This is a genomic window from Arthrobacter sp. NicSoilB4, assembly GCF_019977335.1.
In the GTDB taxonomy this organism is placed as follows: Bacteria; Actinomycetota; Actinomycetes; order Actinomycetales; family Micrococcaceae; genus Arthrobacter.
Map to the genome: position 1 here is coordinate 3,722,666 of NZ_AP024653.1, position 14,858 is coordinate 3,737,523.

General features: G+C 57.7%; 1 protein-coding gene and 6 rRNA genes. 1 reads left to right on the plus strand and 6 read right to left on the minus strand.

Features of this window, described 5'->3' with window-relative positions:
• Positions 1-296: 296 nt before the first annotated feature.
• From rrf (LDO13_RS17095) to LDO13_RS17105, 3 genes are all read right to left on the minus strand, one after another.
• Positions 297-413, minus strand: a 5S ribosomal RNA gene (gene rrf, locus LDO13_RS17095).
• A 231-nt stretch (positions 414-644) separates the two neighbouring features.
• Positions 645-3,782: ribosomal RNA gene (locus LDO13_RS17100) — 23S ribosomal RNA — on the minus strand.
• Between the two features lie 519 nt (positions 3,783-4,301).
• Positions 4,302-5,825 (minus strand): 16S ribosomal RNA (locus tag LDO13_RS17105).
• The 16S, 23S and 5S rRNA genes sit together here, the layout of an rRNA operon.
• 631 nt (positions 5,826-6,456) lie before the next feature.
• Between LDO13_RS17105 and LDO13_RS17110 the strand changes: the two genes are divergently transcribed.
• Positions 6,457-8,865, plus strand: a complete 2,409-nt coding sequence (locus tag LDO13_RS17110; protein WP_224047866.1) for an HAD-IC family P-type ATPase — start codon at positions 6,457-6,459, stop codon at positions 8,863-8,865.
• Between the two features lie 80 nt (positions 8,866-8,945).
• On the opposite strand, the gene rrf (LDO13_RS17115) is transcribed toward LDO13_RS17110, so the two are convergent.
• The 3 genes from rrf (LDO13_RS17115) to LDO13_RS17125 all read right to left on the minus strand — a co-directional run bounded on the left by rrf (LDO13_RS17115) (position 8,946) and on the right by LDO13_RS17125 (position 14,474).
• Positions 8,946-9,062 (minus strand): 5S ribosomal RNA (gene rrf, locus LDO13_RS17115).
• Between the two features lie 231 nt (positions 9,063-9,293).
• A 23S ribosomal RNA gene (locus LDO13_RS17120) occupies positions 9,294-12,431 on the minus strand.
• Between the two features lie 519 nt (positions 12,432-12,950).
• Positions 12,951-14,474 (minus strand): 16S ribosomal RNA (locus LDO13_RS17125).
• Positions 14,475-14,858: the final 384 nt, after the last annotated feature.

A 14,858-nucleotide genomic window follows, 5' to 3' on the forward strand; every position in this document is an offset into this window, starting at 1 on the left:
AGATCCGGCGCCTTCCGGGGCAACGCTCCGGCGCTCCTCCCGGAAGGGCCGACGACGGCGGCATCCGGCCACTGCGGGCCTGTCACGTGTAGTTCGGCTGCGGCAACCAGCAGTGGGGGTGCCGGCGGTGGCAGTGGGCTGTGGCAGGAGGTGCTGCGGGTGCCGTGGCAGCCAGGAAGAGACGGACGACCTGGCTGTGCCGGCCGGCCGTGGCCTGGGGTGCCTTGTTGTGTGGTGGTGGTTAAATGCGGGAGAGCCCCAACCTGGTGGTTGGGGCTCTCGACCGTGTAATGATGTTCCGGCGGTGACCTACTCTCCCACACCCTCCCGGGTGCAGTACCATCGGCGCTGTGGGTCTTAGCTTCCGGGTTCGGAATGGGACCGGGCGTTTCCCCCACGCTATGACCGCCGTAACCCTTGCTCCCGTACCGTTCCGCCCCTGGGGGTGGTGGTGGGAAATCTTGTGGTTACAACATACTTCCTGCACTTTTTGGGTGCAGTTGTGGTGTTGTTATTTTGTTGTCGGTTCTCAAGCAACGGGTTTGTTGGTTGGGAACCACATAGTGGACGCAAGCAGTCTTGTTTCTTTTTACCACCCTTGGCGGGTAAACCTCTTTTGAAGGTTTGGTTTACCCAGGTGGTGTGTGGTGTAAGTTATCGGCCTATTAGTACCGGTCAGCTTCACGAGTCTTTAGTCCTCGCTTCCACATCCGGCCTATCAACCCAGTGGTCTGGCTGGGGGCCTCTCACACACAAGGTGTATGGAAATCTCATCTCGAAGCGAGCTTCCCGCTTAGATGCTTTCAGCGGTTATCCCATCCGAACGTAGCTAATCAGCGGTGCACTTGGCAGTACAACTGACACACCAGAGGTTCGTCCGTCCCGGTCCTCTCGTACTAAGGACAGCCCTTCTCAAATTTCCTGCGCGCGCAGCGGATAGGGACCGAACTGTCTCACGACGTTCTAAACCCAGCTCGCGTACCGCTTTAATGGGCGAACAGCCCAACCCTTGGGACCTACTCCAGCCCCAGGATGCGACGAGCCGACATCGAGGTGCCAAACCATGCCGTCGATATGGACTCTTGGGCAAGATCAGCCTGTTATCCCCGAGGTACCTTTTATCCGTTGAGCGACGGCCATTCCACAATGTACCGCCGGATCACTAGTCCCGACTTTCGTCCCTGCTCGAGATGTCTCTCTCACAGTCAAGCTCCCTTGTGCACTTACACTCGACACCTGATTGCCAACCAGGCTGAGGGAACCTTTGGGCGCCTCCGTTACTTTTTAGGAGGCAACCGCCCCAGTTAAACTACCCATCAGGCACTGTCCCTGACCCGGATTACGGGCCGAAGTTAGATGTCCAAAGTGACCAGAGTGGTATTTCAACGATGACTCCACCCGAACTGGCGTCCGGGCTTCAACGTCTCCCACCTATCCTACACAAGCCACTCCGAACACCAATACCAAACTATAGTAAAGGTCTCGGGGTCTTTCCGTCCTGCTGCGCGTAACGAGCATCTTTACTCGTACTGCAATTTCGCCGAGTTTATGGTTGAGACAGCGGGGAAGTCGTTACTCCATTCGTGCAGGTCGGAACTTACCCGACAAGGAATTTCGCTACCTTAGGATGGTTATAGTTACCACCGCCGTTTACTGGGGCTTAAATTCTCAGCTTCGCCTTGCGGCTAACCGGTCCTCTTAACCTTCCAGCACCGGGCAGGAGTCAGTCCGTATACATCGTCTTGCGACTTCGCACGGACCTGTGTTTTTAGTAAACAGTCGCTTCCCCCTGGTCTCTGCGGCCCCTGCACGCTCCGGACAGCAAGTGTCCATCACGATGGGGGCCCCCCTTCTCCCGAAGTTACGGGGGCATTTTGCCGAGTTCCTTAACCATAATTCTCTCGATCGCCTTAGTATTCTCTACCTGATCACCTGTGTCGGTTTGGGGTACGGGCGGCTAAAACCTCGCGTCGATGCTTTTCTCGGCAGCATAGGATCACCGAATCCCCCCCTACGGGGGTCCCATCGGGTCTCAGGCATCATGAACGGCGGATTTGCCTACCGTTCGCCCTACATCCTTAGACCGGGACAACCATCGCCCGGCTCGGCTACCTTCCTGCGTCACACCTGTTAATACGCTTGCCTCCCAGGATCAGGTCCCGCGCTCCACCAAAACCCGGGTCGCCACAAGGGCGATCGGGCAGGTTTCGGGCGGTTAGTATCCCCTGTTCAGCATGGGCGGTTTTTCGCCGGTACGGGAATATCAACCCGTTGTCCATCGACTACGCCTGTCGGCCTCGCCTTAGGTCCCGACTTACCCAGGGCAGATTAGCTTGACCCTGGAACCCTTGATCATTCGGCGGACGGGTTTCTCACCCGTCTTTCGCTACTCATGCCTGCATTCTCACTCGTGTAGGCTCCACCGCTGGTTTACACCGCGACTTCACTGCCCACACGACGCTCCCCTACCACTCCAGACGCCTGAACCAACCCCGCAAGGGGGCGGCTTAGCTAATATCTGAAATCCACAACTTCGGCGGTGTACTTGAGCCCCGCTACATTGTCGGCGCGGAATCACTTGACCAGTGAGCTATTACGCACTCTTTTAAGGATGGCTGCTTCTAAGCCAACCTCCTGGTTGTCTTCGCAACTCCACATCCTTTCCCACTTAGCACACGCTTAGGGGCCTTAGTTGGTGGTCTGGGCTGTTTCCCTCTCGACTATGAAGCTTATCCCCCACAGTCTCACTGCTGCGCTCTCACTTACCGGCATTCGGAGTTTGGCTGACGTCAGTAACCTTGTAGGGCCCATTAGCCATCCAGTAGCTCTACCTCCGGTAAGAAACACGCAACGCTGCACCTAAATGCATTTCGGGGAGAACCAGCTATCACGAAGTTTGATTGGCCTTTCACCCCTACCCACAGCTCATCCCCTCCATTTTCAACTGAAGTGGGTTCGGTCCTCCACGACGTCTTACCGTCGCTTCAACCTGGCCATGGGTAGATCACTTCGCTTCGGGTCTAGATCACGCCACTGCAACGCCCTATTCAGACTCGCTTTCGCTACGGCTTCCCCACACGGGTTAACCTCGCGACGTAACACTAACTCGCAGGCTCATTCTTCAAAAGGCACGCCGTCACAACTACAAGGTTGCTCCGACGGATTGTAAGCACACGGTTTCAGGTACTGTTTCACTCCCCTCCCGGGGTACTTTTCACCTTTCCCTCACGGTACTGGTCCGCTATCGGTCATTAGGGAGTATTTAGGCTTATCAGGTGGTCCTGACAGATTCGCACGGGATTTCTCGGGCCCCGTGCTACTTGGGATACTTCACCGGGCGGTACACAACATTTCGGTTACGGGGCTCACACCCTCTCTGGCCGGCCTTTCAAGACCGTTCACCTATGCCTGTACTACTCACCCCACTGCCCCGGCAGAGACAGAATGGGAAGTCCCACAACCCCGACCATGCAACGCCCGCCGGCTATCACACATGGAACGGTTTAGCCTGATCCGCGTTCGCTCGCCACTACTGACGGAATCACTATTGTTTTCTCTTCCTGCGGGTACTGAGATGTTTCACTTCCCCGCGTTCCCTCCACGCACCCTATGTGTTCAGATGCGGGTCACCAGGTAACTCGCGCCCCTGGCGGGGTTTCCCCATTCGGACACCCTGGGATCACAGTCCGGTTATCGACTCCCCCAGGCTTATCGCAGATTCCTACGTCCTTCTTCGGCTCCTAATGCCAAGGCATCCACCGTGTGCTCTTAAAAACTTGACCACAAAAGATCAAAAACGCTAATTTTCGAGAGAACCACGAAAACCAACCCACACACCCCAAAGGGCGCCCGGGCCAGATCCAGGTTCATATTCTTGGAAATTGCTTCTTATAAAAGATGCTCGCGTCCACTATGTAGTTCTCAAACAACAACCCCGTACCACACACCCCACACACTCACGTGCGCGCTCGGTGCAGCCAGGAAACCAGAAACACAAGTCCCACACCCCGCACCCCACCCCAAAGGGCGAAGCACAGACCATGGTCCTGTTGTCTCAGGACCCAACAGTGTGCCAAACACTACCCAGCGAATCATTCCGGCCGCGTTCCAGGACCACCGCACTCCCAAAGGAGGACGCAGGGTCCGTACTTGCCGCCGGCATGTGCCGCCAGGCACCTATTTGTTGATATTCCACCCGTGAGCACCCGCCGCAGAACTAGCGTCTGCGCAACGGGCATATACTCCTGACAACCCCTCCACACTCAAATGCATGAGGCAAGGTGGTTGTAGGTGCTCCTTAGAAAGGAGGTGATCCAGCCGCACCTTCCGGTACGGCTACCTTGTTACGACTTAGTCCCAATCGCCAGTCCCACCTTCGACAGCTCCCTCCCACAAGGGGTTAGGCCACCGGCTTCGGGTGTTACCAACTTTCGTGACTTGACGGGCGGTGTGTACAAGGCCCGGGAACGTATTCACCGCAGCGTTGCTGATCTGCGATTACTAGCGACTCCGACTTCATGGGGTCGAGTTGCAGACCCCAATCCGAACTGAGACCGGCTTTTTGGGATTAGCTCCACCTCACAGTATCGCAACCCTTTGTACCGGCCATTGTAGCATGCGTGAAGCCCAAGACATAAGGGGCATGATGATTTGACGTCGTCCCCACCTTCCTCCGAGTTGACCCCGGCAGTCTCCTATGAGTCCCCGCCATAACGCGCTGGCAACATAGAACGAGGGTTGCGCTCGTTGCGGGACTTAACCCAACATCTCACGACACGAGCTGACGACAACCATGCACCACCTGTAAACCGACCGCAAGCGGGGCACCTGTTTCCAGGTGTTTCCGGTTCATGTCAAGCCTTGGTAAGGTTCTTCGCGTTGCATCGAATTAATCCGCATGCTCCGCCGCTTGTGCGGGCCCCCGTCAATTCCTTTGAGTTTTAGCCTTGCGGCCGTACTCCCCAGGCGGGGCACTTAATGCGTTAGCTACGGCGCGGAAAACGTGGAATGTCCCCCACACCTAGTGCCCAACGTTTACGGCATGGACTACCAGGGTATCTAATCCTGTTCGCTCCCCATGCTTTCGCTCCTCAGCGTCAGTTAATGCCCAGAGACCTGCCTTCGCCATCGGTGTTCCTCCTGATATCTGCGCATTTCACCGCTACACCAGGAATTCCAGTCTCCCCTACATCACTCTAGTCTGCCCGTACCCACCGCAGATCCGGAGTTGAGCCCCGGACTTTCACGGCAGACGCGACAAACCGCCTACGAGCTCTTTACGCCCAATAATTCCGGATAACGCTTGCGCCCTACGTATTACCGCGGCTGCTGGCACGTAGTTAGCCGGCGCTTCTTCTGCAGGTACCGTCACTTTCGCTTCTTCCCTACTGAAAGAGGTTTACAACCCGAAGGCCGTCATCCCTCACGCGGCGTCGCTGCATCAGGCTTTCGCCCATTGTGCAATATTCCCCACTGCTGCCTCCCGTAGGAGTCTGGGCCGTGTCTCAGTCCCAGTGTGGCCGGTCACCCTCTCAGGCCGGCTACCCGTCGTCGCCTTGGTGAGCCATTACCTCACCAACAAGCTGATAGGCCGCGAGTCCATCCAAAACCACAATAAAGCTTTCCACCCCCCACCATGCGATGAGGAGTCATATCCGGTATTAGACCCAGTTTCCCAGGCTTATCCCAGAGTTAAGGGCAGGTTACTCACGTGTTACTCACCCGTTCGCCACTAATCCCCCAGCAAGCTGGGATCATCGTTCGACTTGCATGTGTTAAGCACGCCGCCAGCGTTCATCCTGAGCCAGGATCAAACTCTCCGTTGAAGTAAAACAGACACACCATGCGCCCCCGGGAAAACGGGATGCACACAATGCACAAAATTTGAAACCAGCTGTAAAAACCAGACCATCCACGGGGTGGACAACCCGGTCAATTCAACCAATTCAATACAATAAATTGGTATCAACAAACTTGGCACACTATTGAGTTCTCAAACAACAGACACACCCGGCACCACCACAACCTCAGCCGTGGATCGATCCGGAGCAACTTATCTAACTTACCCGAACCCGGGAACCTAAGCAAATCAACGTTTCCGCGACTCACAACTCCACAAGCAGGATCCCCACCCAATAATCAGCGCGTAAAAACCGCACCATATTCCAGGCCGTTCAGAAGGGGGTCGGTCGCTATCTTTCCGCATCAGCGGCGGCGACTCGAACAACAATACACGCGACACCGACCCCACACAAATCCACCCCCACACCCCACCCCACACCCCCAAAAACCCCGCCACCACACCGAAACCAAGGGCCCAGGGGAGCCCCTGCGCCCGCGAAACCCGGAAAGTCAACCCTGTGGGCTGCATCACCTGCATTCCGGAGCGCCTCCCGTTACCATCAGGAGGTGATGGCAGAACACCGGCGTCATAGACCAGAGCTGCTCCATCGGCGTGTGTCCGGACCTGCCGCCGGCGGTCTGTCCCGTGGCGACGTCGCTTCCCGGATGAGCAGCGGCCTGGACAACCGCGTGCCGGACGCAACCAGCCGCAGCCTCTGGGAGATCGTCCGCGCCAACGTCTTGACTCTGTTCAACGCGATCGTGGGCACGAGCTTTATCTTCCTGCTCCTGCTGGGCAGCTGGCAGGACGCGCTCTTTGGCCTGGCAGCCATCGGCAACGCCGTCATCGGCGTCGTGCAGGAGTACCGCGCCAAGCGCTCCCTGGACCGCCTCGCCGTCCTCGAGGCCCCGCTTGCCCGGGTTCTGCGTGACGGGTCCGTGCAGGAGATCCCGACCGCCGACGTCGTGCTTGACGATGTCCTGGTTCTGCGGGCCGGCGACCAGGTCACGGCCGATGCCTCCGTCCTTGAGAGCGGAGGACTGGAATCCGATGAATCCCTCCTCACCGGGGAGTCGGATCCCGTGGATAAGGAAGCGGGGACTGAGGTGCTCTCCGGTTCGATCATTGTCGCCGGCCGGGGCACCGCCCGAGTGGTCCGGGTGGGCGCTGAATCCTTTTCGAGCAAGCTCGCCGCTGACGCGAAACGGTTCTCGTTGGTGAACTCGGAGATCCGCAACAGCCTCAACCGGATCCTGCGCTGGCTCACTTGGGCGCTGCTGCCGGTCGCCCTGATCGTTGCCAACGGTGAGATGCAGTCGAGGGGCGGCTGGGAGCAGGCCATCACGAGCGGCACCTGGACATCCGCCATGGTGGGAGTGATTGCAAGCGTCATCGCCATGGTCCCGCTGGGGCTGGTCCTGCTCTCAAGCGTGGCTTTCGCTGTGGGTGGGGTCCGGCTGGCCGGGAACAAGGTTCTCATCCAGGAGCTGGCCGCGGTCGAGGGTCTGGCCCGCGTGGATGTCCTCTGCCTGGACAAAACCGGGACACTCACCGAAGGACAAATCATCTTTGACGGTGTGCATGAGCTGTCCGAACCGGCCAAGCCCGGTTGGGAGCACGCGTTGGGGTGGTTCGCCGCGGATCCCGAGGCAAACGCCACGTCGCGTTGCCTTGAGTCGGATTTTGAGCACGACGGCGGCAGCCCGGCAATCTCGTCGGTTCCGTTCTCTTCCGCCCGGAAGTGGAGTTCCGTGACGTTCGACGGCGGAGGTCCACAGCAGGGTTCTTGGATCCTCGGCGCACCTGAAGTAGTGCTCGGGGCCAGGCCTGGCGGCGCTGAAACGGGTCCGGCCGCGGTCGCCGTCCTGGACAGGGCCGGCCGGCTCGCCGCCTCCGGACTGCGGACGGTCGTGCTCGCCTTCGCGGACGGCAAGACCATCACCGTTAAGGACCCAACACTGCCGGCAGATGTGAATCCCGTGGTTGTGCTGACGTTCCGGGAACAGATCCGCCCCGATGCCCGGCAAACGCTCGACTACTTCCGTGATCAGGGCGTCGAGCTGAAGATCATCTCGGGAGACGACCCCCGGACCGTCGCGGCGATTGCACGCAGCGTGGGCCTGGATATCGGGGACGGGTACGATGCCCGGAAACTCCCGGCGGACCCCCTGCTGCTTGAAGAGGTCATGGGCGACCATACGGTCTTCGGCCGGGTGGGTCCGCACCAGAAGAAGGACATGGTGGCAGCACTTCAGCGCCGGGGGCACACGGTCGCTATGACCGGCGACGGCGTCAATGACGTCCTGGCGCTGAAGGAGGCGGACCTTGGAATAGCCATGAACTCGGCCGCACCGGCCACGAAGGCCGTGGCCCGGCTGGTCCTGCTGGACGGACGCTTTGACCGGCTGCCCGGGGTGGTGGCCGAGGGCCGCCGCGTGATTGCCAACATTGAGCGGGTGTCCAGGCTGTTCCTCAGCAAGACTGCGTACTCGATCGCGATCGCAGTGAGCTTCGGACTTCTCAACCTGCAGTTTCCCTTCCTGCCGCGCCAGCTATCCTTCACGGACGGCCTGACGATCGGCATTCCCTCCTTCTTCCTGGCGCTGATGGCCAATACCCGCCGCTACCGGCCGGGGTTCCTGCGGCGGTCCCTGTCCTTCGCCATCCCCGCCGGGCTCATCGTCACGGGTGCACTGCTGGGCCTGAACCTGTACGCGGCTTCCGGCGGAGCTGCCGCGTCCGGACCGGAGTCGCTGCAGTCCGCCTCGGTCCTGACCCTGTCTGTGGTCGGGTTGTGGATCCTCACGGTGGTCTCCCGCCCGCTCGACGCGAAGAAGTTGGCGGTGGTGCTGGCGATGTGCGCCAGCCTCGTCATCCTGCTCAACCTGCCGCTGGCCCAGGAGTTCTTCCATTTGACCTGGCCGCCGGCGGATTTGTTGCGGGCAGCGCTCGTGGCCGCGGTTGCCGGCGGGCTCGCCCTCGAGCTCCTGGCCTGGATCCACGGCAGGAAATTCCCCCGCTGAGCGGCGCCGTTTTGTGGTGTGGGGGTTAAATGCGGGAGAGCCCCAACCTGGTGGTTGGGGCTCTCGACCGTGTAATGATGTTCCGGCGGTGACCTACTCTCCCACACCCTCCCGGGTGCAGTACCATCGGCGCTGTGGGTCTTAGCTTCCGGGTTCGGAATGGGACCGGGCGTTTCCCCCACGCTATGACCGCCGTAACCCTTGCTCCCGTACCGTTCCGCCCCTGGGGGTGGTGGTGGGAAATCTTGTGGTTACAACATACTTCCTGCACTTTTTGGGTGCAGTTGTGGTGTTGTTATTTTGTTGTCGGTTCTCAAGCAACGGGTTTGTTGGTTGGGAACCACATAGTGGACGCAAGCAGTCTTGTTTCTTTTTACCACCCTTGGCGGGTAAACCTCTTTTGAAGGTTTGGTTTACCCAGGTGGTGTGTGGTGTAAGTTATCGGCCTATTAGTACCGGTCAGCTTCACGAGTCTTTAGTCCTCGCTTCCACATCCGGCCTATCAACCCAGTGGTCTGGCTGGGGGCCTCTCACACACAAGGTGTATGGAAATCTCATCTCGAAGCGAGCTTCCCGCTTAGATGCTTTCAGCGGTTATCCCATCCGAACGTAGCTAATCAGCGGTGCACTTGGCAGTACAACTGACACACCAGAGGTTCGTCCGTCCCGGTCCTCTCGTACTAAGGACAGCCCTTCTCAAATTTCCTGCGCGCGCAGCGGATAGGGACCGAACTGTCTCACGACGTTCTAAACCCAGCTCGCGTACCGCTTTAATGGGCGAACAGCCCAACCCTTGGGACCTACTCCAGCCCCAGGATGCGACGAGCCGACATCGAGGTGCCAAACCATGCCGTCGATATGGACTCTTGGGCAAGATCAGCCTGTTATCCCCGAGGTACCTTTTATCCGTTGAGCGACGGCCATTCCACAATGTACCGCCGGATCACTAGTCCCGACTTTCGTCCCTGCTCGAGATGTCTCTCTCACAGTCAAGCTCCCTTGTGCACTTACACTCGACACCTGATTGCCAACCAGGCTGAGGGAACCTTTGGGCGCCTCCGTTACTTTTTAGGAGGCAACCGCCCCAGTTAAACTACCCATCAGGCACTGTCCCTGACCCGGATTACGGGCCGAAGTTAGATGTCCAAAGTGACCAGAGTGGTATTTCAACGATGACTCCACCCGAACTGGCGTCCGGGCTTCAACGTCTCCCACCTATCCTACACAAGCCACTCCGAACACCAATACCAAACTATAGTAAAGGTCTCGGGGTCTTTCCGTCCTGCTGCGCGTAACGAGCATCTTTACTCGTACTGCAATTTCGCCGAGTTTATGGTTGAGACAGCGGGGAAGTCGTTACTCCATTCGTGCAGGTCGGAACTTACCCGACAAGGAATTTCGCTACCTTAGGATGGTTATAGTTACCACCGCCGTTTACTGGGGCTTAAATTCTCAGCTTCGCCTTGCGGCTAACCGGTCCTCTTAACCTTCCAGCACCGGGCAGGAGTCAGTCCGTATACATCGTCTTGCGACTTCGCACGGACCTGTGTTTTTAGTAAACAGTCGCTTCCCCCTGGTCTCTGCGGCCCCTGCACGCTCCGGACAGCAAGTGTCCATCACGATGGGGGCCCCCCTTCTCCCGAAGTTACGGGGGCATTTTGCCGAGTTCCTTAACCATAATTCTCTCGATCGCCTTAGTATTCTCTACCTGATCACCTGTGTCGGTTTGGGGTACGGGCGGCTAAAACCTCGCGTCGATGCTTTTCTCGGCAGCATAGGATCACCGAATCCCCCCATACGGGGGTCCCATCGGGTCTCAGGCATCATGAACGGCGGATTTGCCTACCGTTCGCCCTACATCCTTAGACCGGGACAACCATCGCCCGGCTCGGCTACCTTCCTGCGTCACACCTGTTAATACGCTTGCCTCCCAGGATCAGGTCCCGCGCTCCACCAAAACCCGGGTCGCCACAAGGGCGATCGGGCAGGTTTCGGGCGGTTAGTATCCCCTGTTCAGCATGGGCGGTTTTTCGCCGGTACGGGAATATCAACCCGTTGTCCATCGACTACGCCTGTCGGCCTCGCCTTAGGTCCCGACTTACCCAGGGCAGATTAGCTTGACCCTGGAACCCTTGATCATTCGGCGGACGGGTTTCTCACCCGTCTTTCGCTACTCATGCCTGCATTCTCACTCGTGTAGGCTCCACCGCTGGTTTACACCGCGACTTCACTGCCCACACGACGCTCCCCTACCACTCCAGACGCCTGAACCAACCCCGCAAGGGGGCGGCTTAGCTAATATCTGAAATCCACAACTTCGGCGGTGTACTTGAGCCCCGCTACATTGTCGGCGCGGAATCACTTGACCAGTGAGCTATTACGCACTCTTTTAAGGATGGCTGCTTCTAAGCCAACCTCCTGGTTGTCTTCGCAACTCCACATCCTTTCCCACTTAGCACACGCTTAGGGGCCTTAGTTGGTGGTCTGGGCTGTTTCCCTCTCGACTATGAAGCTTATCCCCCACAGTCTCACTGCTGCGCTCTCACTTACCGGCATTCGGAGTTTGGCTGACGTCAGTAACCTTGTAGGGCCCATTAGCCATCCAGTAGCTCTACCTCCGGTAAGAAACACGCAACGCTGCACCTAAATGCATTTCGGGGAGAACCAGCTATCACGAAGTTTGATTGGCCTTTCACCCCTACCCACAGCTCATCCCCTCCATTTTCAACTGAAGTGGGTTCGGTCCTCCACGACGTCTTACCGTCGCTTCAACCTGGCCATGGGTAGATCACTTCGCTTCGGGTCTAGATCACGCCACTGCAACGCCCTATTCAGACTCGCTTTCGCTACGGCTTCCCCACACGGGTTAACCTCGCGACGTAACACTAACTCGCAGGCTCATTCTTCAAAAGGCACGCCGTCACAACTACAAGGTTGCTCCGACGGATTGTAAGCACACGGTTTCAGGTACTGTTTCACTCCCCTCCCGGGGTACTTTTCACCTTTCCCTCACGGTACTGGTCCGCTATCGGTCATTAGGGAGTATTTAGGCTTATCAGGTGGTCCTGACAGATTCGCACGGGATTTCTCGGGCCCCGTGCTACTTGGGATACTTCACCGGGCGGTACACAACATTTCGGTTACGGGGCTCACACCCTCTCTGGCCGGCCTTTCAAGACCGTTCACCTATGCCTGTACTACTCACCCCACTGCCCCGGCAGAGACAGAATGGGAAGTCCCACAACCCCGACCATGCAACGCCCGCCGGCTATCACACATGGAACGGTTTAGCCTGATCCGCGTTCGCTCGCCACTACTGACGGAATCACTATTGTTTTCTCTTCCTGCGGGTACTGAGATGTTTCACTTCCCCGCGTTCCCTCCACGCACCCTATGTGTTCAGATGCGGGTCACCAGGTAACTCGCGCCCCTGGCGGGGTTTCCCCATTCGGACACCCTGGGATCACAGTCCGGTTATCGACTCCCCCAGGCTTATCGCAGATTCCTACGTCCTTCTTCGGCTCCTAATGCCAAGGCATCCACCGTGTGCTCTTAAAAACTTGACCACAAAAGATCAAAAACGCTAATTTTCGAGAGAACCACGAAAACCAACCCACACACCCCAAAGGGCGCCCGGGCCAGATCCAGGTTCATATTCTTGGAAATTGCTTCTTATAAAAGATGCTCGCGTCCACTATGTAGTTCTCAAACAACAACCCCGTACCACACACCCCACACACTCACGTGCGCGCTCGGTGCAGCCAGGAAACCAGAAACACAAGTCCCACACCCCGCACCCCACCCCAAAGGGCGAAGCACAGACCATGGTCCTGTTGTCTCAGGACCCAACAGTGTGCCAAACACTACCCAGCGAATCATTCCGGCCGCGTTCCAGGACCACCGCACTCCCAAAGGAGGACGCAGGGTCCGTACTTGCCGCCGGCATGTGCCGCCAGGCACCTATTTGTTGATATTCCACCCGTGAGCACCCGCCGCAGAACTAGCGTCTGCGCAACGGGCATATACTCCTGACAACCCCTCCACACTCAAATGCATGAGGCAAGGTGGTTGTAGGTGCTCCTTAGAAAGGAGGTGATCCAGCCGCACCTTCCGGTACGGCTACCTTGTTACGACTTAGTCCCAATCGCCAGTCCCACCTTCGACAGCTCCCTCCCACAAGGGGTTAGGCCACCGGCTTCGGGTGTTACCAACTTTCGTGACTTGACGGGCGGTGTGTACAAGGCCCGGGAACGTATTCACCGCAGCGTTGCTGATCTGCGATTACTAGCGACTCCGACTTCATGGGGTCGAGTTGCAGACCCCAATCCGAACTGAGACCGGCTTTTTGGGATTAGCTCCACCTCACAGTATCGCAACCCTTTGTACCGGCCATTGTAGCATGCGTGAAGCCCAAGACATAAGGGGCATGATGATTTGACGTCGTCCCCACCTTCCTCCGAGTTGACCCCGGCAGTCTCCTATGAGTCCCCGCCATAACGCGCTGGCAACATAGAACGAGGGTTGCGCTCGTTGCGGGACTTAACCCAACATCTCACGACACGAGCTGACGACAACCATGCACCACCTGTAAACCGACCGCAAGCGGGGCACCTGTTTCCAGGTGTTTCCGGTTCATGTCAAGCCTTGGTAAGGTTCTTCGCGTTGCATCGAATTAATCCGCATGCTCCGCCGCTTGTGCGGGCCCCCGTCAATTCCTTTGAGTTTTAGCCTTGCGGCCGTACTCCCCAGGCGGGGCACTTAATGCGTTAGCTACGGCGCGGAAAACGTGGAATGTCCCCCACACCTAGTGCCCAACGTTTACGGCATGGACTACCAGGGTATCTAATCCTGTTCGCTCCCCATGCTTTCGCTCCTCAGCGTCAGTTAATGCCCAGAGACCTGCCTTCGCCATCGGTGTTCCTCCTGATATCTGCGCATTTCACCGCTACACCAGGAATTCCAGTCTCCCCTACATCACTCTAGTCTGCCCGTACCCACCGCAGATCCGGAGTTGAGCCCCGGACTTTCACGGCAGACGCGACAAACCGCCTACGAGCTCTTTACGCCCAATAATTCCGGATAACGCTTGCGCCCTACGTATTACCGCGGCTGCTGGCACGTAGTTAGCCGGCGCTTCTTCTGCAGGTACCGTCACTTTCGCTTCTTCCCTACTGAAAGAGGTTTACAACCCGAAGGCCGTCATCCCTCACGCGGCGTCGCTGCATCAGGCTTTCGCCCATTGTGCAATATTCCCCACTGCTGCCTCCCGTAGGAGTCTGGGCCGTGTCTCAGTCCCAGTGTGGCCGGTCACCCTCTCAGGCCGGCTACCCGTCGTCGCCTTGGTGAGCCATTACCTCACCAACAAGCTGATAGGCCGCGAGTCCATCCAAAACCACAATAAAGCTTTCCACCCCCCACCATGCGATGAGGAGTCATATCCGGTATTAGACCCAGTTTCCCAGGCTTATCCCAGAGTTAAGGGCAGGTTACTCACGTGTTACTCACCCGTTCGCCACTAATCCCCCAGCAAGCTGGGATCATCGTTCGACTTGCATGTGTTAAGCACGCCGCCAGCGTTCATCCTGAGCCAGGATCAAACTCTCCGTTGAAGTAAAACAGACACACCATGCGCCCCCGGGAAAACGGGATGCACACAATGCACAAAATTTGAAACCAGCTGTAAAAACCAGACCATCCACGGGGTGGACAACCCGGTCAATTCAACCAATTCAATACAATAAATTGGTATCAACAAACTTGGCACACTATTGAGTTCTCAAACAACAGACACACCCGGCACCACCACAACCTCAGCCGTGGATCGCTCCGGAGCAACTTATCTAACTTACCCGAACCCGGGAACCTAAGCAAATCAACGTTTCCGCGACTCACAACTCCACAAGCAGGATCCCCACCCAATAATCAGCGCGTAAAAACCGCACCATATTGCAGGCCGTTCAGAAGGGGGTCGGTCGCTATCTTTCCGCATCAGC